Genomic DNA, 22,140 nt, shown 5'->3' on the forward strand with positions numbered 1-22,140 from the left:
GTGTCTGCGGGCAGACCCCGGCCGGTCGCCTGGGGCGAAGGACCGGAGCACGGCGCGGTCAGTGGGAGTTCGGTCTGGGGATGTGGATGCCGGCCGCGCGGAGCTCAGCCTCGAAAAGCGCGGTCAGCCGCGCCGCAGCCGGCGTCTGCTCTTCGCCGTGGTGGGCGATCAGCGTGTACCGGGTCGCGGCCTCGGTGCGGGCTTGCAGGCCGGTCACCGTCTTCAGCAGTGCCGGGTCGGCGAGGTAGTGGCCGGCCACGGCGGTGGCGAGCTCGGCGATGCGGGGGTCGTCCGGGTCCCAGGCCCCGGCTTCGGCCACGCGCCTGGTCAAGGCGACGAAGCGGGTGTCTTCGAGTGCGTGCTCGAAGTCGGTGAGGTAGTCGTCGAAGCCTTCGGGGACCAGGGCCTTGGCCAGCACCCAGCCCTCCCTGGTGGCCGCCACCTCGTCCGCGGGGAATCCGAGGCCGAGCATCCGCTTCAGCAGCGCCACAGCTCGGTCGGGCAGCAGCGCCCGGTCACCGTCCGCGAGCCGATGCAGCGTGTCACGCCGCGCCATCAACTCCTCGATCCGTTCGGTGAGCTGCCGCTCGACGTCGGCGAGCGCGGCGGCGAACAGCTCGGCGTCGGCGTCGAGCAGGGACCCTATCTCGCCCAGCGGCACCCCGGCGGCGGCCAGCGTCCGGGCCTGCACCAGCCGCAGCAGATCGGCCGATCCGTACCGCCGATAGCCGGAGCTGTCGCGTTCCGGCTCCTCGACCAGGCCGAGCTTGTGATAATGCCGCACCGTCTTCACCGTGACGCCGACGAATGCCGCCGCCTGCCCGATCGTGATTCCGTTCCTCATCCGCTCAGCCTGCCTTGTGCTGGAACCCGGCGGCTACACACAGCCGAGCATGTGGACGGGCCACGCCGGGCCGTTGAGCCCGGCGCGGCCCCGGTTCGCGTTCCACCTGCCGCACGACCCGAAGGGGTCGCCCCTGAAGGCGTACGGGTCACCGGTGCTCAGTCGGCCGGCTGAGCCGAATCGGCTCGCCCACCGCAGAACACCTCGTTGAGGAGCCTTCGCTGGGCGTTCTGGAATGCTGCCGCGATGGACAAGCCGGCGTCGTCCACACAGTTCAGCGCGGCGGTCAGGGTCTTGCTGCCGTCAGGTGTGCTGTACATGAGCGCCGCGTGGCCCACGGCGGCGCCATTGTGGGAGATGACGGTGCCGCCGCCGTCCGTGGTCACCACGAACACTCCCAGGCCGTAGTCCATGTTCGGGATGCCCGTCGGGTGCGGGGTGCACATCTCGGCCAGCAGCGCGGCCGGCAGGAGCTCGCCGCCCAGCAGCGCGGAGATGAACGTGTGGAGGTCCTGGGTGGTCGAGATCATGTCGCCGCCGCTGGAGATCCAGGAGGGGTTCTGGCGGGTGATGTCGACCGTCTTCGGCTCGCCGGCGTCCTCGTACCGGTAGTAGGCGTGGGCGTGCGGCTCGGGGATCTCCGGCGAGGCGTCCGGCACCACGGTGCCCGACAGCCCGAGCGGCTCCAGGATCAGCCGCCTCATCTCCTCGGCGACCGAGCGGCCGGTGACCTTCTCGATCAGCAGCCTGGCCAGCACGTAGTTGGTGTTGGAATAGCTCCAGCCCGTCCCCGGCTCGAACCGCGCCGGTCGGGACAACGCCAGCTCCACCAGCTCCTGCGGCCGGTAGATGGTGAACCGCTTGTCCATCCACTCTTCGCCCGTGGCGCCGTAGGGGATGGGGATCCCCGGCACGATCGTCCCGTCGTCGTAGACCTCGCCGCTGAAGTTGAACACCCCGCTGGTGTGCTGCAACAACATCCGCACCGTGATCCGCCCGTCCAGCCCGAACTCGGGCAGGTAGTCCGCCGCCGGCGCGTCCAGCCCGACCCTGCCCTCGGCCACCAGCCGCAGCACCACCGTCGCGATGAAGGTCTTGGTGTTGCTGCCGATCCGGACATGCCCGTTCACCGACGGCTTCGCGGCCCCGCCCAGCTCGGCCGCCCCGGCGCTGCCGGCCCACTCGCCCCGTTCATCGTGCACGCGCAGCGACACCCCGACGAAACCGGAATCGACGATCTCCTCGATCGCCTTCTGCAACTCCGGGCGATCCTGCCCCGCAGCAGCCGCGCAGTCCGCAGGGGGCACCTCAGCGGCGTCGAGGACGGCGGTGATCTTGCGGGCCATCGCGGCCGTGATGGTGCCGGGATCGTCCGGGCTGACCTGGGCGGCTTCGACGGCAAGGAGGACGGTGTTGCGGAAGTTGCCGGCCTCCGCCGGAGCTTGCTCGCCGAGCAGCCGCATGGCTGCGGTCAGGGCCGGCAGGACCCGGTCGGCGAGCTCGGCGACGGACTTGCCCTTCAGTTCGATGTCCTTGGCCTTCGCGGCCAGCACGTGCCCGACCAGACCGGTCGCCGACCTCAGGGCGATGGAGGCATTCGCAGCGGCCTGCTGGGGCGAGCCGGTGGCGGCGGCCATCAGCGACACGGCACCGTACGCGGCAGTCCGCAGGATGCTCTTGTCCTGGTCGGAAAGGGTGATGGGCATGGTGGTCTGCTCCTTGAATCTGTTGTGTGCGGCCGGCGTCCTGCCGCTGCGGCGAGCTTCCACCCTGACCCAAGGGCAGCCTCAACGGTGATCTAGCTCATAGCCGCCTGGACGACACGCAAGAACCGGGTCAAGCCGGACAAAGTGCTCGCTGCCGAAACTGCGGTCTTTCCCGGACATCTAGAGTGGGTGACCGTGACAACGGAACGATGGCCTTGGGCGGCGATGGACGGGGTGGCGGCCAACGAGCTGATCCGGGAGGCGCTGCACCCGTACCCGGACGACCTGGTGATCGTGACCAAGGTCGGGGCGCTGGTCGAGGGCTCCGACATCGCCCTGCCGGCGGCGGAGCAGACCGGCCTGACCCCCGCCAACCTGCGGCCGAGCTGGCCGAAGCCCGCGAGATCGCGCCGATCGCCTGCGTTCAGAACCTCTGCAACGTGGCCAGGCGCGATGACGACGCGCTCGTCGACGCCTGCGCCGAGGCGGGCATCGCCTACGTGCCCTTCTTCCCGATCGGCGGTTTTCAGCCGCTCACGACCGAGCGCCTGGACGCCGTCGCCGCCCGTCACGACGCGACCGTGCCCCAGGTGGCGGCGACTGATCGCAGGTCGGTGACCGGTGCCCGGCGACGGGTGACCGGCCATCTGCGACCTTCACGAACCCATCAAGGACTGACCGTATGCAGCTCTCCCCCACCGGCCGCTACCTTCACCACCACCTGACCGACCCTGAGGCGGGCTACCCGAAACCGTGGCCGGACGGAGCCGCGCTGACCGCCGTCGATCTGGGGAACCTGCTGCCGCTCGCCTACGGAACGGCCGGGACCGGCGGTCCGGCCTTCTCGATGCGGGTCGAGGTCGAGGACGAGGTCAAGCGGCGGCAGCCGGTCTTCACCCCTGAGTCGTGCGTGGCGTTGTACGAGGCGCTGGTCGCCGGCCTGGCCAAGCGCAAGTGGGCGAACCTGTGCCTGGCGGCCGCGGCGCTGGTGCGCTGTCCTGGCGGGGCGCCGGTGGCCGAGCTGGCCGGGGCCGCGGGCACGCTGACCGCGTTCATGGTGGCCAAGAGGCGGACCGAGGAGCCGTACGCGCTGCTGGCGGTGGCCGGGCTGGCCGGCCTGGACGAGGTGGCGGCCGGGGCCCTGGACGTGGGGCCGGAGCCGCTGGGGGCGGCCGAGCTCGATCTGGTCCTGAGTCTCGATCCGGCGGACAGGGCGCTGCTGGCCGAGGTCGGGCCTCGTGCGTACGGGTCGCCGCCCGAGCTGCCCGGCGTGTGGGAGCGGCTGGCGGCCGTGCCGGCGTACGCGCGCTTCGCCCGCTCTGCGCTGGAGAGCGCCGCGGCCAGGCTGACGGCCATTCACGCGCGCGAGATCCCGTACCAGGCGGACAAGGCGTTCGGCGCGGCGGAGACCGCGGCGATCGGGCGGGCGGTGAGGCTGGCGCTGGCCGGCGACGAGCCGTGGCTGCCTGAGCTGCTCGCCACGGTGCTGGCCCAGGTAGCGGTCGCGCCGACGGCGGCCAAGACGCTGCCGTCGCAGGCGCTGCTGTACGAGATCGCCCGCGCGATCGAGCGGCATCCGACGCCGGAGGCCATCGAGGCGCTGCGCACGGCGCGTGCGGTGACGCGGCACGCCGGTGTGATCAAGCAGCTCGACCGCATGATCGTACGGGCGGAGCCGGGGCTGGCCGACCGGGCGGAGGTGGCGTTCCGCATGCCGGACCCCGGGCGGCTGGAGGCGCCGCTGGGTGCGCACAAGGCGGTGATCGCTGTCGCGGACGACGCGTTCGAGCTGACCTGGTGGCAGGGGAGCCAGCGGCTCAAGAGCCTGCCCGCGGCGGTGCGCAAGGCGCACGCCGACGAGGTCAAGCGGGTGCGCGGGCTGGCGGACGTGCTGCGGCGGCAGGTGACGACCTTGGCCGGGGCGCTGGAGACGGCGCTCATGGACGAGACCTGCTGGCCGTACGAGACGTGGCGCACGCGGATCGCCGAGCACCCGATCGCCGCCACCGTGGCGCGGCGGCTGGTTTGGGAGGTCGAGATCGCGCCCGGGACGTGGCAGGCCGCGCTGGGCGACCTGGACCCGTCGGGCGACTCGAACGCGACGGGCGACCCGAACCCGCTGGGCGACCTGGACGCGCCGGCCGGGCGGGTGCGGTTGTGGCATCCGGTGCGGGCGACGCCCGCGGAGGTCGCGGGCCTGCGGGAGGCCGTGGCGGCAGGGCGGGTCAGGCAGCCGTTCGAGCAGGCCACGCGCGAGGTCTACCGGCCGGCCGGAAAGGCGGCCGGGGACGTGGCCGGGGACGTGGCCGGGTTCGCCGGGCGGCTCGTCGATTACGGGCGGCTGTACACGATGTTCGGGCAGCGGGGCTGGCGGGCCGGGATGCTCGGCCCGTGGGAGGGCGGGGAGACGGGCGAGGCCACGCGGGTGCCGGCCGGCGGCGGATGGCGGGCGTCGTTCGGCCACGAGTACGTGCAGGACGGCGCGAACGGACGCGCCGTCACCGGGCAGGTGGGCTTCCAACGGCTGGTGGACGGCGGCTGGGCGGCGGTGTCGCCGGCCGAGGTGCCCGCGCTGGTGTTCAGTGAGGCGATGCGGGACGTGAGCCTGTTCGTGGCGGCGACCTCGATCGCGCCCGATCCCGAGCCGCAGTCGCGGGTGACCAGCACGGCGCACTCGGCCTCACCGGCGGAGCCGTAGGCGGGGGTACTGCGCTGCAGCCGGGCCGGCCGGCACCGTGTACGAGCGCAGCCCCGCACCGGGCCACGGCCGTGCCCGCCATGCGCGCCGGTCAGGCAGTGCCGCCGCTCATCTGGCCGGCTCGACGCTGCAGGTCGGCGGCGAACTCCTCGGCCCTGTTCAGTTGCGCGCGCAACGCTTCACAACGCTCATGGGTGGCCTGCTCGAACTGGCCGAGTCGGGCCAGCATCGCCTCGCGCTCGGCCGTCTCCAGGACCGTCGCGGCACCGGTGTCGAGCCGGTCGGTGATGGACAGCAGTTCGCCCATCTCCTCCAGGGTGAAGCCGAGCGGTTTCATCCGGCGGATCACCATCAGCCGGGCGACGTCCGCCTCGGTGTAGAGGCGGAAGCCGCCCTGGCTACGCGCCGAGGGCCGCACCAGGCCCACCTCGTCGTAGTGCCGGATGGTCCGCAGCGACAGCGAGGTTCGCGCCGCCACCTGCCCGATGTGCATGTGATCTCCACCGCTGCCCGGCGAAGCCACGGCTTCGCCCTCGGCGGCGGAAAGCGCCGATTCGTCCATCTTTTGCACGACCTCACTGCTTAGCCGGTAGGGCGGCGCGGGGGCCACACCCGGTCCCGCCGAATCCCTACCCTAACGTTAAGGTAGAGTCATCGATGGACGGATCAAGCCGGGCGTCTCTGCACAGACCGGACATCCCATCGCCCTGGCACACCCTGCGGCCGCCTGCTCGGCCGCTTCCTCGTCTGCTGCCGCCGTGCCCCTGGCCGGTGACGCGCTGCCCGCAGGCCCCGTGGGGCCGATCCATGTGTTGAAGGACGTCTGTTGCCCAGCTCATCCGTACCCGCCCGACCGTCCACGACCCTGGCGGGCCGCCCGCAGCCCGGCCGGCCTGCCTGGCTCGAACCCTCGGTGGCCCGTACCGAGATTCTGTCCGGCCTGGTCGTCGCCCTCGCCCTCATCCCCGAGGCGATCTCGTTCTCCGTCATCGCCGGCGTCGATCCCAGCGTCGGCCTGTTCGCCTCCTTCACCATGGCGGTCGTCATCGCCATCGCCGGCGGCCGCCCCGCGATGATCTCCGCCGCCACCGGTGCCATCGCGCTGGTCGTGGCGCCGCTGACGCGCGAGCACGGCCTGGGCTACCTGATCGCCGCCGTCATCCTCGCCGGCCTCATCCAGATCGTGCTGGGCGCGCTCGGGGTGGCCAAGCTGATGCGCTTCGTGCCGCGCAGCGTCATGGTCGGCTTCGTCAACGCCCTGGCCATCCTGATCTTCATGGCTCAGGTGCCCGAACTCGTCGACGTGCCCTGGATGGTGTATCCGCTGGTGGCCGCCGGGCTGGCGCTGATGGTGTTCTTCCCCCGCCTGACCAAAGCCGTACCGGCACCGCTGGTCTCCATCGCCGCCCTGACCGCCATCACCGTCGGCGCCGCCCTGGCCGTGCCCACCGTGGGCGACCGTGGCGCGCTGCCGTCCGCGCTGCCCGTGCCCGGCCTGCCGGATGTGCCCTTCACCCTCGACACGCTCACCCTGATCGCCCCGTACGCGCTGGCCTTCGCCCTGGTCGGGCTGATGGAGTCGCTGATGACCGCCAAGCTGGTGGACGACATCACCGACACCCGCTCCTCCAAGACCCGCGAGTCGATCGGGCAGGGCGTCGCCAACATCGTCACCGGCTTCTTCGGCGGCATGGGTGGCTGCGCGATGATCGGCCAGACCATGATCAATGTCAAGAACGGCGCGCGCACCCGCCTGTCCACCTTCACCGCCGGCGTCATGCTCATGGTCTTGTGCATCGTTTTCGGGCCCTGGGTGTCGCAGATCCCGATGGCCGCCCTGGTCTCCGTCATGATCCTGGTCTCGGTCGGCACCTTCGACTGGCACTCCATCGCCCCCGCCACGCTCAAGCGCATGCCCGTCGGCGAGATCACCGTCATGGTCGTCACCGTCGCCGTAGTGGTCGCCACCCACAACCTGGCCATCGGCGTGATCGTCGGCTCGCTGACCGGCCTGGTCATCTTCGCCCGCCGGGTGGCGCACCTGGCCGAGGTCTCCGCCATCGTCGATCCCGGCGGCGGCCCGGTCGTCTACGCCGTGACCGGCGAGCTGTTCTTCGCCTCCAGCAACGACCTGGTCTCCCAGTTCAACTACGCCGACGACCCCGATGACGTGGTCATCGACCTGACCGACGCCCACATCTGGGACGCCTCCTCCGTGGCCGCCCTGGACGCCGTCGAGGCCAAGTACGCCACCCGCGGCAAAACCGTGCGCATCATCGGGCTGAACCAGGCCAGCGCCAAGATGCACGCCACCTTGTCCGGCGAGCTGTCCGGCAGCCACTGACGCCGCACCAACCCCCGCGCCGCCGTCCTTCGACGGGCAGAGGCGGAATATGCCGCGAACCAAGCTTTGGCGCTCCAGTCGTTGTCCGACTGGAGCAATGTCGAGATTATGGCTTTTCGTCCTATTTGTATAGGTTCTCGCGGAAGAATCCTCAGCGGCGCAGCGTGAAACGGATCGGCAGGTGCTTGATGCCGCCGACGAACGTCGTGGCCGTCCATTCCGGGCGGCCGGCCAGCTCCACCCTGTCCAGGCGGGGCAGCAGCTCGGCGAACAGGGCCCGCAGCTCCATCCTGGCCAGCGCCGCGCCCAGGCAGTAGTGCACGCCGAACCCGAACGCGAGGTGCCGGTTGGGGTCACGACCGGCGTCGAACCGGAACGGGGCGTCGAAGACCGCCTCGTCGCGGTTGGCCGACGGGTAGGACAACAACACCGACTCCCCCGCGCGGATCGGCACGCCGTGCACGCTGGTGTCCACCGCGGCCGTGCGCATGAACTCCTTGACCGGCGTGACCCAGCGGATCATCTCGTCGACCGCGAGCGGCAGCAGGCCGGGATCCTCGCGCAGCCTGGCCAGCTCGCCGGGGTGCTCCAGGAGGGCGTGCAGCCCGCCCGCGACGGTGGAGCTGGTGGTGTCATGCCCGGCGGTGGCGATGATGACGTAGTAGGAGGCCGTGTCCATGTCGCTCAGGGGCTCGCCGCCGACCACGGCGTTGGCGATGGCGGAGGCCAGGTCCTCGGTCGGACGGGCGCGGCGGGCGGCCGTGAGCTCCTGGAAGTAGGAGAAGAAGTCCAGGAGCACGCCGAACCGCTCCTCGACGCTCTCGCCGCGCCGGTTCTCCGCGTCCTCGCCCCCGAACAACTCCTGGGTGAGCTTGAGCATCCGCGGGAAGTCGGATTCGGGCAGGCCGAGCAGCGAGAGGATCACGTACAGCGGGTAGTGCACCGCGACCTGGCCGGCGAAGTCGCAGGCGCCGCCGTAGTCGGCCATCCGGTCGACGAAACGGCGGGCGAGCTCCTGGATCCGGCTCTCCATGGCCCGCATGGCCTTGGGGCGGAACCAGTCCGCGCCGATCGCGCGGACCACGCGGTGTTGCGGATCGTCCATGTGGACCAGGGTCTTCAGCACGATGCCCTGCGCCGCCTGTTTTCCGGCCAGTTCCTCGAACGCGCGGTGCGCCAGCAGCGGACGGGGCTCACTGAGCCACAGGGCGTTCTCGCGTTCGATCCGCAGGATGTCCGCGTGCCCGGTGACGGCGTAGAAGGGCCGGTAGCCGGGAGCCTGGACGAGATGCACGGGATCCTCCCGGCGCAGCAGGGCGAGCCCCTGGTGCAGCCGTGTCTCATCGGTGTAGGAGGCGGGATCGGCGAGCATGAGCCCGGCCTGCTCGATGGTCATGTTCAAGAGTGCCCCTGATCATGGCGACGGGTCCGCGGTCAGCAGCCATTCTCATCTGTCATCCTGGACCCGCCACCCCCGATCGGGAAACGAGGAAGCAGTGAAAGCATGGATCCTCCTCGTCGTCGGCGTTCTCCTGGCTCTGGCGGGCGCCGTGTGGGCGCTGCAAGGGCTGGGCGTCGTCGGCGGCAGCGTGATGAGCGGCGACACCACCTGGGCCGTCATCGGGCCCATCGTCCTGGTCATCGGCCTGGTGATCGCGTTCCTCGGCCTGCGCGGACTGCGCGGCCGCTCCAAGTAGCCCGGCCTGCGCGGCCCGTCCAAGTGGCCCCGCAGGATGGGGCGAAGTCTGGGGCGATAACATCCCGATCGTGGCGGATTGGGAGCTTCGGCCGGCGTTGGTGACGGACGTTGAGGCGGTGGCCGAGTTGCGAGCCGTGGTGATGAGGCCGGACCTCACGCGGCTCGGACGGTACGACGCGCAGCGGGTGAAGCAGCGCCTGCGGGACGAGTTCACCCCGGCGCACACCTGGATGATCGACGTGGGTGGCGCCTTCGCCGGCTGCGTGGCGCTGCGGCCGGCGAAGGACGCCTACTGGCTGCAGCACTTCTACCTGGACCCGGAGCTGCAGGGCCGGGGCACCGGCGCCGCCGTGCTGAGCGGGCTGCTGGAACGGTGCGATCGCGAGGCCGCCACGGTCCGGCTGAACGTGCTGCGGGGCAGCCCGGCCCGCCGGTTGTACGAGCGGCACGGGTTCACGACGGAGACCGAGGACGAGGTGGACGTCTTCATGGTGCGCCACCCGGCCCCGGCCTGACGCCGGACTCGCGAGCGAGCTCGACGGTTTCACACGGTTTAAGGCACTTGCCTTACTTGGGTGCCTGCCTTAGCGTGCGGAGTACCGTCAAGAAAGAGGGCCGTCATGACCGAGTCCATGCCCGCCTATCCCTTCGACCGGGCCACGGCCCTGGAGCCGCCGCAGGAGTGGGCGGAGTTGCAGGCCCGCTGCCCCGTGGCCCACGTACGGCTGCCCAGCGGCGACACCGCCCAGCTCGTGACCCGCTACGACGACGTACGCGCGCTGCTCACCGATCCGCGGTTCCGCCGCGGCGGGCAGAACGCCGCGCGGGTGTCGACCACCCAGGACGGCGGCCTGTTCGCGCGCAGCGGCAACACGAACACCATCGAGGGCGACGGCCACCTGCGCTGGCGGCGGCTGCTCAGCCGCTCCTTCACCATCCGCAAGATGGAGACCTGGCGGACGAGGGTGCAGGAGATGGCCGACGAGCTGGTCGACGACCTGCTGAAGTCGGGCTCCCCCGGCAACCTGTCCACCCGGCTCGGCCTGCCCCTGCCGGTACGCGTCATCTGCGCCCTCGTCGGCGCGCCCGCCGCGGATCAGGACCGGTTCGCGCACTGGTCACAGGTCATGCTGACGCTCACCCGCCACACCCAGGAGGAGGTGGAGCTGGCCTATCGCGAGTTCAACGCCTACGTCTCCGACCTGGTCGACGCCGCGCGCGCCCATCCGGGCGACGACCTGCTCAGCGAGCTGACCCAGATCTCCGACAGCCAGGACGGGCGGCTCAGCCACGAGGAGCTGATCGCGACCGTACGGGCGCTGCTGCTGGCCGGGCACGAGACCACCTCCAACATGATCGCCATCATGGCCGCGATGTTGCTGGCCGAGCCCGAGCGCTACCAGGCGGTCATCGACGACCCGGAGCTGATCCCCGGCACCGTCGAGGAGGTCCTGCGGCTGGACAGCACGCTCAGCGTGATCGGCTTCCCCCGCGTGGCCGCCGAGGACGTCGACCTGGACGGGGTCGTGGTGGCGGCGGGCAGCACGGTCATCCCGGCCCGGCCGGCGGCCAACCGGGATCCGCGCAAGTTCGCCGACCCCGAGCGTTTCGACCCGCGCCGGGACAACGCCGCCCAGCACCTGGCCTTCGGCGCGGGCGCGCACTACTGCCTCGGCCAGCCGCTGGCCCGGCTGGAGCTGCAGATCGTGCTCGGCACGCTCACCCGCCGGCTGCCTGCCCTGCGCCTGCGCGACGACGCCGGAGACCTGCGGCTGCGCACCGGACTGCTGTCCGGCGGCCTGGAGGACGTGTGGGTGACCTGGTGAGCGCGGAGGGCGGCGTGCTGCGCGCGCGTTCGGCGACCGTCAGGGCGCTGATCATGCGCACCGCCGAACGGCTCTACGCCGCCCAGGGCTTCGCCGCGGTGTCCATGCGGCAGATCGGCGAGGCCGCCGGGCAGCGCAACAAGTCGGCCGTGCAGTATCACTTCGCCGGCCGCGACGAGCTCATCAAGGCCATCCTGGCCGAGCACGCCGAGGCGGTCGAACGGCACCGGTTCGCGATGATGAGCCCGCTCGGCGAGCCGGGCCGGATGCCGCTGCGCGAGCAGCTCCGCTGCATCGTCCAGCCCAAGATCGAGCATCACGTCGACCTGGGCACGCCCTCCTGGTACGGCCGGTTCCTGGCGCAGGTGGCCGTCGAGCCCGCCCTGCGCGAGTACGCCGTCCTGGCGCACCTGAACACACCGTCGCTGCGCCGCCTGTACGACGCCATCCACGCCGTCCACGCCCATCACGACGAGCACGACCCGGGCCGCGGCGCCCGGCGCGAGGCCATGATCCGCCAGCTCCTCGTGCACATGAGCGCCGAACTGGAGGCGGAGCTGGCCCGGGAGCAGCCCGGCGCCGTGGCCGCCGCGGACGCCTGGCGCCGGCTGGGCGCCGACCTCACCACCGCCCTGTGCGGGCTCGTCGGGGCACTGGACGCGAACGGCTGACCCACCGGGCTGGGCTCAGCCCGTGCTCTTGGCGGGCCGGCGGGCCAGGACGGCGACGCTCGCGAGCAGGACCGCCGCCACCGCCAGCACGGGCACCGGGCCGATCGTCAGGTGCAGCGCGGCGCCGGTCAGCGCGCCGAGGAACATCGCGGCCACGGAGGCGGCCCGGCGGAAGGCCGGCCGCCCGGGAGCGTCGGCGGCCAGGCCGGTGAGAGTGGTGGTGAGAACGTTGGTGGTCAGGTCGGGCACGCCCAGCGCGCGTACGGACGCGTTCTGCAGGCCCATGCCGCAGCCGAGCAGCCCGATGAGCACCACCTGCGCCCCCGCCACGACGTGCCCGCCGACAGCGGCCACGACGAGGGCGGCCATCATGAGGAGCAGGTGCACGCCGGTGGCGGCGGCGAAGGCCCGCCGTGCCTGCCCCGTCCGCCTGATGACGCGGCCCGCGGTCCACGCGCCGGCCCCGAACGAGGCGAGGGCCAGCGGCGGCGCCCATTTCGACAGCTCGATGTCACCGGCCAGGGCGAAGCCGAGGAAGACGATGTTGCCGGTCATGTTGGCGACGAAGACGCGGTTCAGGCCGAGGTAGCTGACGGCGTCGACGAGGCCGGTCACCAGGGCCAGCACGATCAGCAGGGCCGGCAGGACGCCGTGCGGGTTCGCACCGCTGGAGAACAGTCCGTCGGCGGCCCACCGCAACGCGCTCCTGACGCGGTGAGGTCGCGGACCGGTCGTCATGGTCGCACTCCTCGGCGAGGTCGCGGGCGGCTCCCGTCGGGAGCGCCGCCGGACGGCGGCTCCCCTGGTCCTCCCCGGTGGCGGCACGATGCATCCCAGGCGCGAGTCCGGCATCGAACTTCCAGCCGCGAGTCCGGCGCCGGAGTCCCGGTTCGGGTGAGGGTGCCGACGCGGTGGAGCGCGCTGGAGTCCCGGCCCAGGTGAGGGCGTCAACACAGTAGAGGGCGCTGAGGTTCGGCTCAGGTGAGGGTGCTGGTGTCGACGCGGTAGAGCGCGTTGAAGAGCGGCCAGGCCAGGGCGGCCATCTCGGCCGGCGACCGCGGGCAGCCGCGCTGGATCCAGTCGGTGGCCACCCCGACGAGCGCCCCTGCGGTGAAGGCGGCGGGCACGTCGTGCGGAATGTCCTCCAGCGCGCCGGAGCGTACCGGCAGATCGCCACCGACGGCGGCCTGGCGTACGCGGTCATAGACGCCGGCGGCGGTGCGGCGGCGGATGTGGTCGACGAGGCGGGCGCTGCCCTGCGGCCCCAGCAACGCGCGGTAGAGCCCGGCGTGCTGGGCGAGGCTGGCGAAGAACGCCTCCAGCGACCGGGTCGCGTCGTGCACCGGATCCACCGAGTCGGGGCCGGGCACCGGCAACGACTCGATCAGGTTGTCGACCATCGCGGTGCAGGCCGCCTCGGCCAGCTCGTGAACGTCGCGGAAATGGCCGTAGAAGGTCGAGCGGCTCACCCCCGCGCTCTCGGCGACGTCGGCGACGCTGATCCGGGACAGATCCTGCTCCTCGACGAGCTGGATCAGCGCGCGCGCCAGAGCCGCGCGGGTGCGGCGCACACGCCTGTCACCCGATGGAATGCCGCCTCTGGTCGTCACCACACCGTCTACCTTACCTTTTACTACACTTGTACGTTTTCCTACATGTGTACGGTAATCTCGACGGGACGGGACGACCGAAGGGATCACGACATATGCGGATACGTCTTGGCCGGGTCACCACCCTCTGCCTGAGCGACGCCTCGTGACCTCGCCCGGCCACGTTCTGATCGTCGGCGCGTCGGCCGCCGGCCTGAGCACGGCGGAGGCCCTGCGGCGGCACGGCCACCAGGGCCGCCTCACCCTCCTGGACGCCGATCCCCACCTCCCCTACGACCGGCCGCCGCTGTCGAAGCAGGTCCTGGCGGGCGACTGGGAGCCGTCCCGCGCCCGGCTCCGCGACCACGCCCAACTGGACGCCCTGCACGCCGACCTGGTGCTGGGCGAGCCCGTCGGCGCGCTGGACGCGGCGGCGCGGGCCGTCACCACCGCCTCCGGCCGCGTGCTGCGCGGCGACGCCGTGGTGATCGCCACCGGCCTGACCCCCATCCGGCTCCCCGGCCAGGACGGGCTGGCGGGCGTGCACGTGCTGCGTACCCTGGACGACGCGCTCACCCTGCACGCCCACCTGACCGCCGCCAAGCGGCTCGTGGTCGTGGGCGAAGGGGTGCTGGGCGCCGAGATCGCCGCCACCGCCCGCACCATGGGCCTGGACGTCACCCTCGCCGGGATGGGGCACACCCTGCTGGGCGACCAGCTCGGCGGCGTGATCGGCACGATGCTCGCCCGGACGCACACCGAGCGCGGGGTCCGGCTGCGGCTGGGCGTCGCCGTCGAAGGGCTGACGGGCACCGCCGGGCGTGTGACCGGGGTCCGGCTGGCCGGCGGCGAGCTCCTGCCCGCCGACGCGGTCGCGGTGGCGATCGGTTCCCGTCCGGCGACCGGGTGGCTGCGCGGCAGCGGGCTCGCCGTGGGCGACGGGGTGGAGTGCGACTCGCGCTGCCGCGCCGCCGAAGGTGTCTACGCCGTCGGGGACGTGGCCTCCTGGGAGCACGAAGGGCTCGGCAGGCGGCTGCGCCTGGAGAGCCGCACCAACGCCACCGAACAGGCCCAGGTGGTGGCGGCCAACCTCCTCGGCGCCGATCGCCCGTACACGCCGATCCCCTATTTCTGGACCGATCAGTACGACGTCAAGATCCAGGCCCACGGCCTCCCGTCGCCGGCGGCCGAGGTGAGCATCGCCGAAGGCGACCCGGGCCGGCACCGCTTCGCCGCCCTCTACCGCGAGGGCGGCCGGGTCACCGGCGTGCTCGGCTGGAACATGCCCAAACAGGCCCGCCTCCTGCGGCAGCAGGCTCTCGGCACCTGGTGGGACGCCCAGCCGCTCGCGCCCGCCTGACGACGGCGCCGGGAGGCACCGGCCGCCGGTACGCGGACGACCAACCATCCCTCCGAAGGAGATGTCGAATGAGTGTCAACGAGCAGGTTCTGAGCTACCCGATCCCCGGCGACGCGCCTCTGGAGCCGCCCGCCGCATGGGCGGAGCTGCGCGGCACGTGTCCGGTGGCCCACGTGAAGCTGCCGAGCGGTGACGGGGCGACGCTGCTGACCCGCTACGACGACGTCAAGCAGGTGCTCGCCGATCCGCGTTTCACCCGCCAGCTCAACGCGCCGGACGCGGCCCGGCTGTCGGCCGAGGGCGGCGGGGTGTTCAACAGCGAGATGGCGACGATCATCCCCGACGGCGGCGAGGAGCACCAGCACTGGCGGCGCCTGGTCGGCAAGTGGTTCACCGCCAAGCGCATGGCCGCGCTGCGGCCCTCGATGGCCCGCATCGCCGAGGAGCTCATCGACGACCTGGTCGAGGGCGGCGCGCCGGGCGACCTCAAGGCGGGTCTGGGCTTCCCGCTGCCGGTGTACGTGATCTGCGACATGCTCGGCGTGCCGGCCGCGGACCGGGACCGGTTCTCGTACTGGTCCGACACCCTGCTCAACCTGACCCGCTACAGCCAGGCCGAGATCGAGGCGGCCCAGGCCGCGTTCTTCCAGTACATGTCCGAGCACGTCGCCGCCAAGCGCGCCGCGCCCGGGGAGGACCTGCTCAGCGCGCTGATCGCGGCCGGCGGCCCCGAGGACGGCGGGCTGTCGGAGATCCAGATCCTGGTCACCGGCATGGCGCTGCTGGTCGCCGGGCACGAGACCACCGCGAACATGATCGGCAAGATGGTCTCCATGCTGCTGGCCGACCGCACCCGGTGGGAGGCGCTGCTGGCCGACCCGTCGCTGATCCGCACGGCGGTGGAGGAGACGCTGCGGCTCGACGCCAACTCCGGCTTCGGTCTGCCGCGCTACCTGCGCGAGGAGACCGAGGTCAGCGGCACCGTCCTGCCCCGGGGCACCACGGTGATCTGCAGCATGGCCGCGGCCAACCGCGACGAGGGCGCCTTCGAGGCGGCCGCCGAGATGGACCTGAGCCGCAGCCCGAACCCCCACCTGTCCTTCGGCGCGGGCGCCCACTCCTGCCTGGGCCAGGCGCTGGCCCGCACCGAGCTGCAGGTCGTGCTGGAGGTGCTGCTGCGCAAGCTGCCGTCCCTGGAGCTGGCCGTGCCGGTGGAGGAGCTGGAGCGGGTGGAGGGACTGGCGGTCGGCGGCCTGCGCACGGTCCCCGTCCGCTGGTGACCCCGCGCCACCACACCTGCTGATACAGAGAGGAACCCCATGAAAGTCATCGTGGACGAGGTCAAATGTTGCGGCGCCGGCCAGTGCGTGCTGATCGCGCCGGAGGTGTTCGACCAGAACGAGGACGACGGCATCGTCGTCCTGCTGGAGGCCGAGCCCGGCGAGGACCAGCACGCCCTGGTCCGTGAGGCCGCCGCCGTCTGCCCCGCCGCCGCGATCGTGGTGCACGAACAAGGCTGAACATCAGGGTGGAGCGGACGCCATCGCCCGCTCCACCCGGCCGCCCGCTCCACCCCGATCCGTCGCGCCACCCGGCCGCCCGCTCCACCCCTGTCCGTCGCGCTACCCGGCGCGGACCCGCAACCCGCGGATCTCGTATCCGCCGATCTCGTCGTTCAGGCTGACGCGCGGCTCCGTCACCATCCGGATGCCCTCGATCGCGAACAGGCGGCTGAGGAAGACGTCCGTCTCCAGGATCGCGATGCCCGCCCCTGGACAGCGGTGCGGGCCGTCGCCGAAGGACAGGGCCGCGCCCGTCGTGGCCCCCTCGATGACGCGGCCGGGACAGACCGACAGCGGCCGGGCGCCCACCGCGCCCGCGTCGGTGTTGGCCGCCTCGACGAGCACCTCGACCAGCGCGCCCGCCGGAACGGTGACGGGACCGCCGGCGCCGGGGAGTTCGAGCGCGGCCGTGGTGCGCCGCCGCAGCCGCGCGACCATGGGTTCGAGCCGCAGGAGCTCGTGCAGCAGGGCCAGGCGCCCCGGCTCGTCGCCCGCGCGGTAGCGCTCCAGCAGCGCCTCGTCGGTGAACAGGTGCCAGGCCGCGACGCAGATGAACTCCCGCGTGGTGACCATCCCGGCGGCGGCGAAGGTCAGGCACTCGCCGAGGATCTCGGCGGCCGTGCGGCCCTCGCCGAGCAGGTGCGAGATGAGGTCGTCGCGCGGCTCGCGGCGGTGGTCGCGGATGGCCGGGCGCACGTCGGCCAGGTAGAAGCGCAGCCAGTTGGCGTTCTGGCGGACCAGCCAGTAGATCCCGCTCGCGCTGGTCAGCCCCGGGCGGCCGAACTTCTCCGGGAAGAAGCGTTCCAGCCTGCGCCGGATTCCCGGCTTGCTGGAGGTGAGGCCGACGACCGCGCCCGCCACCCCGATCGCCATGCCGAAGCTCAGCTCCGGCAGGTCCGCCTCGCCCGCCGCGCGCAGCCGGGCGAGCTGCTGGCCGGCGATCTCCGCCATCAGCCCGCGGTACTGCTCGTCCACGCGCCGGGGCGTGAAGTAGCGGGCGGTCTGCCGGCGGTGCTCGCGGTGCTCGGGCCCGTCGCGGTAGAGGACGGGCCGCCGGATGCGGGCGGGCATCTTCTCCACCGTCTCGATGCCGAGGCCGGCCTGTACGGTGCCGTCGCTGCGCAGCAGGGCGCGGGCCTGCGGGTAACCGCGGACCTGCCAGGTGCCGTCGCCGGTGCGGCTGACCGGGCAGGTCTCCTCGATGCCGGGGCGCTGGATCTTGCGAGCGTCGCTGTCGTCGTTCACGCCGGAATTTCTCCCGTCCTCGTCCAGGGGGCAGGGTCAGCTCAGCCTGAGATCACGTCACGGTCAAGGGGTCTTCCGGCCTGAGGTCGCGGGCCGGACGCTCACCGGTTGCGCATCCAGGACGATAAAAGCCGACATAGCATCAAAATCCCCCCAATAGGGTGAATATCTACGCAACGGACGTGGAGCCGAAGTGAGGACTACATGGTCAACTGGGCTGGATTCCTGCCGGCCGCCCTGCTCGTGTCCCTGATCCCCGGGGCGAACCAGCTCCTCGGCCTGAGCAACGCGGTCCGGCACGGCACGGCGTACGCGCTGGCCGGGATCGGCGGCCGGCTCGCCGCCTTCGTCATCCTCATCGGGCTGGTCGTGGCCGGGCTCGGCGCGGTGCTGGCGACGTCGGCCACCGCGCTCACGGTGATCAAATGGGTGGGCGTCGTCTACCTCGCCTGGCTCGGGTACGCGAGCCTGCGCCGCGCCCGGCGCGAGCCGGTCCCCGCGGCGGCTCCCGGCACCACCGGCGACAAGGGCATGTGGCCGGTGGTGACGCACGAGTTCGCCGTCGCGATCAGCAACCCGAAGGCGCTGCTGCTCTTCGCCGCCCTGCTGCCGCAGTTCACCGGCGGGCCGGCGGGCGACCTCGACACCCGGATCGCGCTGCTCGGCGCGGCCTATCTCCTGATCGAGCTCGTGGTCGGGCTCGGCTACGTGGGGATCGGCAGCCGCATCGGCGCGACAGGTCTGCGCTCTCGCACGCGACGCCGGGTCGACTTCGGCACCGGGGTGTGCTTCCTCGGCCTGGCCGCCCTCCTGGCCGCCGACGAGGTCACCTGAGCCGCCCCGGCGCGGCCGGTGGCGGAACCGGCACGCTCACCGGCGGGCCCGGCCCCGCCGGCGGCTCAGAAGATCCTCGTCCGCCGGACCGTTTCCGCCACGAGGCGGTCGACCCGGGTGACGAGCGCGTTCCCGCGATACGGCTGCCAGCCCGCGCGCAGCCGGTGCAACTCGTCGCGGACGCGCGCGGAGGAGAGCTGCCGGACGTCGTCGCTCAGCTCCAGAACGGTGACGGCGGCCCGCTCGACCTCCCCCGCCCGCAGGTAGGCGTGCGCGGCCCGCAGGCCGATCAGCGCGTGGGTGCGCAGCTCCCCCGGCCGCCGCGCGTTCATGGAGGCGGTGAAGTGGCGGGCGGCGGTGGCATGGTCGCCGAGCTGGGTGAGGGTCAATCCGATCTGGTGCTCCAGGGACTCGCGCCGGTAGTTGCCCGTCCAGTCGGACTCGGGCGCGGAGTCGGCCCGTTCGAGCTGGGACTCGGTGCGGTGGAGCAGGCTGAGCGCGTCCCAGCGGGTCCCGGCGGCGGCGTGCGCCTCGGCACGCATCCCGGTGATCCACGCCTGCGTGCGCGGGGGGCCGTGGCCGGCCAGCGCGGAGGCGGCGGCCTCGGCCAGGACCAGCGCTTCGCCGTCGTGGCCCAGCTCGGCCGCCTGGACGGCCATGCTGCGTAACGCCGTCGCGCGCAGCACCCCGTCGCCCGCCTCGTCGGCCAGGCGCACGCTGCTGATGTAGTAGCGCTGGGCGAGCGCGTTCGCTCCGGCGTCCATCGCCATGTAGGCGGCCAGGTAGCTGAGCTCGGCGGCGGCGGCGAACAGGTCCGGGCGGCTGCGGCCGGTCGTCTCGTGCAGCAGCGGCGTCACCTCCCTGGCCAGGTAGGCGGCGACGGCCGCGCGGGCGTGGCCGCCGCCGAAGCGGTCGTCGAGGTCGGCGAAGCCGCGGGTGGTGGCGCGGATCCGCTCGACCTCGCCGGCGCCCGCGCGCCGGGGACCGGCGCTCCGGGCGCCGGCGTGCGCGGATAAGCCGGACAGGCCGGACAGGGCCGCCAGCGTGAACGTGCCCGCGGTGAGCACCGTACGGCGGTTCAGCATGTCGTCCTCCCCCAGCGTGGCCAGCCGGGACACCGGATCGCCACGCCAGGGGTCGTCGGCGGGGGCCGGTCCGCCCGGTTCGGGCCACCCCAGATCGGCCGGGCCGAGGTGCGGCCGGCCGAGCCCGCGGCGGAACGCCTCCACGGCGGCGTGCACGGCCTCCGGGCGCGGGGTGGTCCCGGTCAGCCAGTGCCCGATCGCCGAACGGTCGTAGTGCAACCGTTCCCCGCCCTCCGCGGCGACGGCGTTGACCCGCTGCGCGGTCGCGGCGTGCGTCCAGCCCGCCTGCTCGATCAGCGTGGCGAGCGCCCGGTTGACGACGGGGTGGGTGCGCCGGGGCGGCATCGCATCTTCACATCGCTTCACATCGCCGTGGCCTCGACGATGCGCCCCACGCAGCGCACCGTCAATAGTGCGAACCGTGACCGGGGGAGGTCACGGCGCCGACGTGACTTCGCGAAGGAGGCCCGATGGAGCAGAGGACGCCTGATGGATAGGCCGCACAACAGCAGGGACGGCGGCACCATGGACGTCGCCCGCGCGCGGGCGGCCCAGCAGGAGCTGGTGACCGCGCTGGCGGGCCGCCCGCTGATCAGTCTCGACCGGTTCAGCACCGCGCTGCGCATCGGCTACACCGGCCCGTACGCGATCGAGGCCCTGCGCCCGGCCCTGAGCCTCGGCTGCTACTCGGCGTGGGACCCGGCCACGCCGGCCATGGTCGTGGCCGCCGAGGACCGTACCCGCGTGCGCTCGATCCCCGAGCGGCACGGCTGGTTGTCCCTGATCCGGCATGACGCCGCCCGTCACCTGCTCAAGCTGGACCGGCCGCCGGTCGTCTTCACCTGGCACACCAACCCGAGGCTGCGCGAGCTGGCCGGCCCCGGCGCGGTGATCGCGGCGATCGACGGCGGCGTGCGGGCCACGATCGAGGCCAAGCACCTCCTGGACGACCTGCTGCGCGCGGCCGGCGTGCCCGCGGTGGCCAGGATCCCGTGCGTGCACGCCGAGCGGCTGCCGGAGCTGCCGGAGCTGCGGCGCGCGGTCGGCACCGAGCGGGTCGTGGTGCAGGCGGGGTGGACGACGGACGGGCGTGGCACGGTGATCGTCGCCGGCGAGCACGACATGGCCCGGGCGGTCCGGCTGCTCGGCCCGTACCGGGTGGCGGCTTACGTGAGCGGCTGGCCGTCCACCCTCTCGGTGCTCAGCGTGCCGGACGGCGACGGCGGCGTGCGCGTGTACGCCGACCGCCCGGCGCACACGGCGGCCGGGATGGCGGAGCTGGGCGTCGGGCTGATGCGGCGGGCCGGCACCGACTGGTCACGGCCGTGGCCGACTCCGGCCGCCGCGCTGCTCATCGAGTGCGCGGAGCGGATCGCGGTCTGGGCCTGGCGCAGGTACGGCATCGCCGGCCTGTTCGGCCTGGACGCCATCCTCACGCCGGGCGAGCGCGTCTACGTGTGCGCGATCAAGTGGCGGCACCGGGAGAGCACCGAGGTGGCGGCGGTCAACCAGCAGACGCTCGGCATGCCGCCGTTCGTCCTGGCGCATCTGGCCGTCATGCTGAACGGCCCGCTGACCTGGCTGGGCGACTCGCAGGAGCACAACCACCGCACGCTCCTGCGCGCCACCGAGCCCGGCGGCCCCTTCTACGTCAAGGTGCGCCTGCGCCACGAGGACGGCCCGGTGCGCGTCGCGGCCGGCCAGGGCCCGGGCGTCTACCGCCTGGACCCCGGCGGCCACCTCTCGTGGGTTCGCCGGGGCGCGCACCCGGCGGACGCGCGTGCCGAGCGCGGCGAGTTCCTGCTGGCCAATCTGCCGGGACCGGATGTCGTCTGCCATCCGGGCGCCGACATCGCCACCGTGGAAGGCGTCGCCGAGGGCGGCACGCACGCGTTCGACGGGCCGGGCGCCGCGTCCGCGTACACGCGGCGGGTGATCGCAGCCGTCAGGGAGCTCTTCCAGCCCTGCGACGGGCCGGGCGGGTGAGCCCGGGAGCCCGCTCACGTCAGCAGGTGGGCGCCACCGCGTCGATCTTGCCGCCGAAGTCGTTCTTGTAGACGTTGCGGTAGTCGCCGTTGCGGACCACCCGCGTCTCCTTCCGGTCGGGGACGTGGATCCAGTTGATGAAGCAGCCGTCGGCCTGGGCCCTGAACGAGCCCACGTTGTCGTGCAGCGCCGGCGGGACGTCCACGTAGCCGTTGCCCGGGTTCCAGCACCACGACCCGCCGGTGAAGTTCGATCCGCTCCACAGGCAGATGTCCCCGGCCGCGCGGCCGGCGGCCGCGGCCGGGGTGACGCCGGTCAGCATGACGAGTGCGACGCTGCCCGCGGCCATGGCCGTCCGTGTCGTCGTCTTCATTGCCGTCCTCCTCATATCGGGGGACCTTCCTCCGGCCCCGTCACAGCATGTAGCAGGACGCACACGTTACGCATCCGTCATGGGGTCACATGATCGGCGACCCGGAGTCGGGAAGGAGTGACGGCGGGGTCATAGCGCGCCGAGGGCTGGAGGGCGTACGGGCCCCAATGGTGAACAAAAGGGGGCAACCTGGATGCAACGTCGCACCGCCTACGTTGATCACGCGCTCCTGCCCATCGCCCGTGTGCGGGCAGCGGCGCCCGGGCCGGTGAGCGGCGAGGGACGACGGCTCACCGGCCCCCTCGCCCGCCCGCTCCA

21 protein-coding genes are annotated in these 22,140 nt (G+C 72.6%); 12 read left to right on the forward strand and 9 right to left on the reverse strand.

Annotated features, from left to right (window positions below; translation table 11 throughout):
• Window positions 1-58 precede the first annotated feature (58 nt).
• Both ACWD0F_RS42095 and ACWD0F_RS42100 read right to left on the reverse strand, forming a co-directional pair.
• Entirely contained in the window at window positions 59-844 is a 786-nt protein-coding gene (locus tag ACWD0F_RS42095; RefSeq protein WP_449887168.1) for a MerR family transcriptional regulator, read from the reverse strand.
• Between the two features lie 158 nt (window positions 845-1,002).
• Window positions 1,003-2,550: a serine hydrolase domain-containing protein gene (locus ACWD0F_RS42100; RefSeq protein ID WP_449887170.1), complete on the reverse strand. Its 1,548-nt coding sequence runs from the start codon at window positions 2,548-2,550 to the stop codon at window positions 1,003-1,005.
• Window positions 2,551-2,990: 440 nt separating this feature from the next.
• On the opposite strand from ACWD0F_RS42100, the gene ACWD0F_RS42105 reads away from it, so the two are divergent.
• Both ACWD0F_RS42105 and ACWD0F_RS42110 read left to right on the forward strand, forming a co-directional pair.
• The gene (locus tag ACWD0F_RS42105; protein WP_449887172.1) at window positions 2,991-3,275 is read left to right on the forward strand and encodes a hypothetical protein; all 285 of its coding nucleotides are present in this window, start codon (window positions 2,991-2,993) and stop codon (window positions 3,273-3,275) included.
• A complete protein-coding gene (locus tag ACWD0F_RS42110; RefSeq protein ID WP_449887174.1) occupies window positions 3,233-5,248 on the forward strand; it encodes a DUF4132 domain-containing protein in 2,016 nt (671 codons plus the stop codon). The genes ACWD0F_RS42105 and ACWD0F_RS42110 overlap by 43 nt, the downstream gene beginning before the upstream one ends.
• A 91-nt stretch (window positions 5,249-5,339) precedes the next feature.
• Here ACWD0F_RS42110 and ACWD0F_RS42115 read toward each other — a convergent pair whose 3' ends face one another.
• The gene (locus ACWD0F_RS42115; RefSeq protein ID WP_449887247.1) at window positions 5,340-5,741 is read right to left on the reverse strand and encodes a MerR family transcriptional regulator; all 402 of its coding nucleotides are present in this window, start codon (window positions 5,739-5,741) and stop codon (window positions 5,340-5,342) included.
• A gap of 372 nt (window positions 5,742-6,113) precedes the next feature.
• Between ACWD0F_RS42115 and ACWD0F_RS42120 the strand changes: the two genes are divergently transcribed.
• On the forward strand, window positions 6,114-7,592 hold the full coding sequence (locus tag ACWD0F_RS42120; RefSeq protein WP_449887249.1) for a SulP family inorganic anion transporter: 1,479 nt from the start codon (window positions 6,114-6,116) through the stop codon (window positions 7,590-7,592).
• Between the two features lie 151 nt (window positions 7,593-7,743).
• Here ACWD0F_RS42120 and ACWD0F_RS42125 read toward each other — a convergent pair whose 3' ends face one another.
• Complete coding sequence (locus tag ACWD0F_RS42125) at window positions 7,744-8,988, reverse strand: cytochrome P450 (RefSeq protein WP_449887176.1); 1,245 nt, start codon at window positions 8,986-8,988, stop codon at window positions 7,744-7,746.
• Between the two features lie 100 nt (window positions 8,989-9,088).
• On the opposite strand from ACWD0F_RS42125, the gene ACWD0F_RS42130 reads away from it, so the two are divergent.
• The 4 genes from ACWD0F_RS42130 to ACWD0F_RS42145 all read left to right on the forward strand — a co-directional run bounded on the left by ACWD0F_RS42130 (window position 9,089) and on the right by ACWD0F_RS42145 (window position 11,788).
• Window positions 9,089-9,289 carry a hypothetical protein gene (locus ACWD0F_RS42130; RefSeq protein ID WP_449887178.1) on the forward strand — a complete coding sequence of 67 codons (201 nt, stop codon included), beginning with the start codon at window positions 9,089-9,091 and terminating at the stop codon, window positions 9,287-9,289.
• 100 nt (window positions 9,290-9,389) lie between these two features.
• Window positions 9,390-9,806, forward strand: coding sequence for a GNAT family N-acetyltransferase (locus ACWD0F_RS42135; protein ID WP_449887179.1), 417 nt, complete (start codon window positions 9,390-9,392; stop codon window positions 9,804-9,806).
• A gap of 105 nt (window positions 9,807-9,911) precedes the next feature.
• Entirely contained in the window at window positions 9,912-11,117 is a 1,206-nt protein-coding gene (locus ACWD0F_RS42140; protein ID WP_449887181.1) for a cytochrome P450, read from the forward strand.
• Window positions 11,102-11,788 (forward strand): TetR/AcrR family transcriptional regulator, encoded by a 687-nt coding sequence (locus ACWD0F_RS42145; protein ID WP_449887183.1) that lies wholly within the window; start codon window positions 11,102-11,104, stop codon window positions 11,786-11,788. Before ACWD0F_RS42140 ends, ACWD0F_RS42145 begins: the two co-directional genes overlap by 16 nt.
• Window positions 11,789-11,803: 15 nt before the next feature.
• Here the strand turns inward: ACWD0F_RS42145 and ACWD0F_RS42150 are convergent, their stop codons facing one another.
• Window positions 11,804-12,526, reverse strand: coding sequence for a YoaK family protein (locus ACWD0F_RS42150; RefSeq protein ID WP_449887184.1), 723 nt, complete (start codon window positions 12,524-12,526; stop codon window positions 11,804-11,806).
• 239 nt (window positions 12,527-12,765) lie between these two features.
• Entirely contained in the window at window positions 12,766-13,401 is a 636-nt protein-coding gene (locus ACWD0F_RS42155; protein WP_449887186.1) for a TetR/AcrR family transcriptional regulator, read from the reverse strand.
• A gap of 142 nt (window positions 13,402-13,543) precedes the next feature.
• On the opposite strand from ACWD0F_RS42155, the gene ACWD0F_RS42160 reads away from it, so the two are divergent.
• The 3 genes from ACWD0F_RS42160 (at window position 13,544) to ACWD0F_RS42170 (ending at window position 16,257) form a co-directional block, all read left to right on the forward strand.
• On the forward strand, window positions 13,544-14,737 hold the full coding sequence (locus tag ACWD0F_RS42160; protein WP_449887188.1) for an NAD(P)/FAD-dependent oxidoreductase: 1,194 nt from the start codon (window positions 13,544-13,546) through the stop codon (window positions 14,735-14,737).
• Between the two features lie 68 nt (window positions 14,738-14,805).
• Window positions 14,806-16,017 carry a cytochrome P450 gene (locus ACWD0F_RS42165; protein WP_449887189.1) on the forward strand — a complete coding sequence of 404 codons (1,212 nt, stop codon included), beginning with the start codon at window positions 14,806-14,808 and terminating at the stop codon, window positions 16,015-16,017.
• Window positions 16,018-16,056: 39 nt separating this feature from the next.
• The gene (locus tag ACWD0F_RS42170; RefSeq protein WP_449887190.1) at window positions 16,057-16,257 is read left to right on the forward strand and encodes a ferredoxin; all 201 of its coding nucleotides are present in this window, start codon (window positions 16,057-16,059) and stop codon (window positions 16,255-16,257) included.
• Between the two features lie 102 nt (window positions 16,258-16,359).
• On the opposite strand, the gene ACWD0F_RS42175 is transcribed toward ACWD0F_RS42170, so the two are convergent.
• Window positions 16,360-17,544: a cytochrome P450 gene (locus ACWD0F_RS42175; RefSeq protein WP_449887191.1), complete on the reverse strand. Its 1,185-nt coding sequence runs from the start codon at window positions 17,542-17,544 to the stop codon at window positions 16,360-16,362.
• 204 nt (window positions 17,545-17,748) lie between these two features.
• Between ACWD0F_RS42175 and ACWD0F_RS42180 the strand changes: the two genes are divergently transcribed.
• On the forward strand, window positions 17,749-18,378 hold the full coding sequence (locus ACWD0F_RS42180) for a LysE family translocator (protein ID WP_449887192.1): 630 nt from the start codon (window positions 17,749-17,751) through the stop codon (window positions 18,376-18,378).
• Window positions 18,379-18,443: 65 nt separating this feature from the next.
• Here ACWD0F_RS42180 and ACWD0F_RS42185 read toward each other — a convergent pair whose 3' ends face one another.
• Window positions 18,444-19,808, reverse strand: coding sequence for a hypothetical protein (locus tag ACWD0F_RS42185; protein ID WP_449887194.1), 1,365 nt, complete (start codon window positions 19,806-19,808; stop codon window positions 18,444-18,446).
• 144 nt (window positions 19,809-19,952) lie between these two features.
• Between ACWD0F_RS42185 and ACWD0F_RS42190 the strand changes: the two genes are divergently transcribed.
• Window positions 19,953-21,449, forward strand: a complete 1,497-nt coding sequence (locus tag ACWD0F_RS42190; RefSeq protein WP_449887196.1) for a hypothetical protein — start codon at window positions 19,953-19,955, stop codon at window positions 21,447-21,449.
• Between the two features lie 19 nt (window positions 21,450-21,468).
• On the opposite strand, the gene ACWD0F_RS42195 is transcribed toward ACWD0F_RS42190, so the two are convergent.
• Window positions 21,469-21,822 carry a peptidase inhibitor family I36 protein gene (locus ACWD0F_RS42195; protein WP_449887198.1) on the reverse strand — a complete coding sequence of 118 codons (354 nt, stop codon included), beginning with the start codon at window positions 21,820-21,822 and terminating at the stop codon, window positions 21,469-21,471.
• Window positions 21,823-22,140: the final 318 nt, after the last annotated feature.

The organism is Nonomuraea sp. NPDC002799 (assembly GCF_053592075.1).